The sequence below is a fragment of the Mycobacterium sp. genome, assembly GCF_049802695.1.
Lineage (GTDB): Bacteria > Actinomycetota > Actinomycetes > Mycobacteriales > Mycobacteriaceae > Mycobacterium.
The window spans coordinates 1-1,870 of record NZ_JBARMY010000464.1 but is presented as its reverse complement, the minus strand read 5'-3'; the positions used below and the strand labels follow the sequence as shown (position 1 = coordinate 1,870).

The window sequence follows — 1,870 nt, the reverse complement described above, 5'->3', positions numbered from 1 at the left end:
GAAACGCCTGCGCCGACATCGCCTCCTGCTCGGCCTGACCAATCGTCGAACGCATCAACGCCGTCTTGGCCCCGAACGCCGACTGCGACGCCACCAACTGCGGAATATGCGCATCCAACATACTCATCGGTTACTTCCTTTCTGACTTCTACTGGCCTTGCGATAACATGGAAACCTCTGTTGCATCAGCTGTTTGGCTCTCCCTCCGCTGCGTTGCCGGGCTGCTCGCCGTTCCAGCCACCCGGAACCATCGGCATGCGCGGGCCACCACCGAACTCGTCGCCGAGCAACGTGGTCAGCCCGGCCGCTCCGGCGAGAGCGCCCTTGCGGGCCGTTCCGGAGAAACCCAGAGCTCCCGCACCGGAATCAGAGACGGTTGTGGCCACGACGGGTTCCCGCGGAGCACCCCAGTCCGGGTCGACGTCGATGTCCATGTCGGCGAATTCGTCGGCGTGGTCGCGCATCTCGGCTCGGCGGCGTCGCCGCGCGCGGGTCTTGTCGCGACTCAGCGCAGGCGCGGTGACGGCCGTGCGAATGTCGGACGACGGCGCTCTGCCACCTTCGCGGTCGATCAGCGTGGGGCCCGGACCGCCGTCCGGGTCGAATCCGCCGACCAGGTAGGGAAATCCCACTCCGGCCGCAGCGGACGCGGGCGGGGCACCTGCGCCGGTTGCCGTGGAAACAGTTGAGGCCGTGGCTGTGGAACCCGTAATGGTCGACCCGATCGCGGCGACCGGCGCCTTGGCCGGCAGCGAGGCGTGGGTAGCAACAACGGCCGGAGCGGCTACTCCGCCGGCGGGCACGGCCGCCGGCACGACAGCCACGGCCAGCGACTGTACGTAGTTCACGATCGCCGCGATGATGAACGGCAGAAGCAGCAATATCGGGAGGTAGGTGGCGATGGGTGAAACCACCTCGTAGACAGCGAAACCCACCAGCAATGGAGCAAATGCCAGCAGGGACACTAGGGGGTTCAACCCGAAATACCCGCTGATTAGTTGCAGGATCCCGGACGGATTCTGCCCAAAAGTGGCGAGTTGACGGAAAATGTTGGTGAAATTCAGGCGGGAAGACAGAAGGTCGGACAGGTTAAGCGACGACCCGGAGTCAGCCGCCTGCGCCTGCGCGGCGGTCTGCGACCCGGTCGCCGCGGCGCTACCGGACTCGCCGACACCGGGGATCACCAGCAACGGCGCCGGCGCGGTCCGCGGCGCTGACGCCAGCGCGGTGCCTGCGGTGACCTGATAGGCGGCCATCGTGGTGGCGGCCTGCACCCACATCCGAACGTAGTCGGCCTCGTTGAGCGTGATCGGAATCGTGTTGATACCGAAAAAGTTAGTTGCAAGCAGCACTGTGTGGATGGTGTGGTTGGCGGCCAACTCGCCCAGCGTGGGCATCGTTGCCACCGCGGCGGTGTAAGCGGCGGCACTGGCTTCGTGCTGAGCGGCCACCCCCGCGCTGTCGGCGCTGGCCTGGGTCAGCCAAGCCAGATACGGCACATGCGCGGCCACATACTGGGCCGCGCTGGGGCCGTTCCACGAGCCAGCCTGCACCGCGTCGAGCAGCCCGCTGAGTTCGCCTGCCGCTGACGTGTATTGGGTGCTCAAAGAGCTCCACGCACCCGCAGCGGCCAGCAATGCCCCAGGCCCCGGTCCACTCGACAACAGCGCTGAATGCACTTCGGGCGGCGACGCGATCCAGATCGGCGCCGTCATCGTCACCCCCCGGCGACCAGATAGGTCGATGCGGCGGCGGCATCTCCGGTGGCGTAACTGACGCCGGATTCGGCCACTCCGACGCCGGAACGGCCCAGCTCCTCCACGCCCTGGGCTGCCACCGCCGCATGCTCACTGCCCTGGGCGCTGAACCC

General features: G+C 67.1%; 2 protein-coding genes and 1 pseudogene. All 3 read right to left on the bottom strand.

Translation table 11 applies throughout. The features are described 5' to 3' along the window. A pseudogene (gene esxG, locus WA317_RS18680) lies at positions 1 to 127 on the bottom strand (type VII secretion system protein EsxG); the annotation flags it as partial. A gap of 58 nt (positions 128 to 185) precedes the next feature. Continuing rightward, a complete protein-coding gene (locus WA317_RS18675) occupies positions 186 to 1,715 on the bottom strand; it encodes a PPE family protein (protein ID WP_425174452.1) in 1,530 nt (509 codons plus the stop codon). A gap of 2 nt (positions 1,716 to 1,717) precedes the next feature. After that, on the bottom strand, positions 1,718 to 1,870 hold a 153-nt coding region (locus tag WA317_RS18670; RefSeq protein ID WP_425174453.1), incomplete at its 5' end, for a PE domain-containing protein.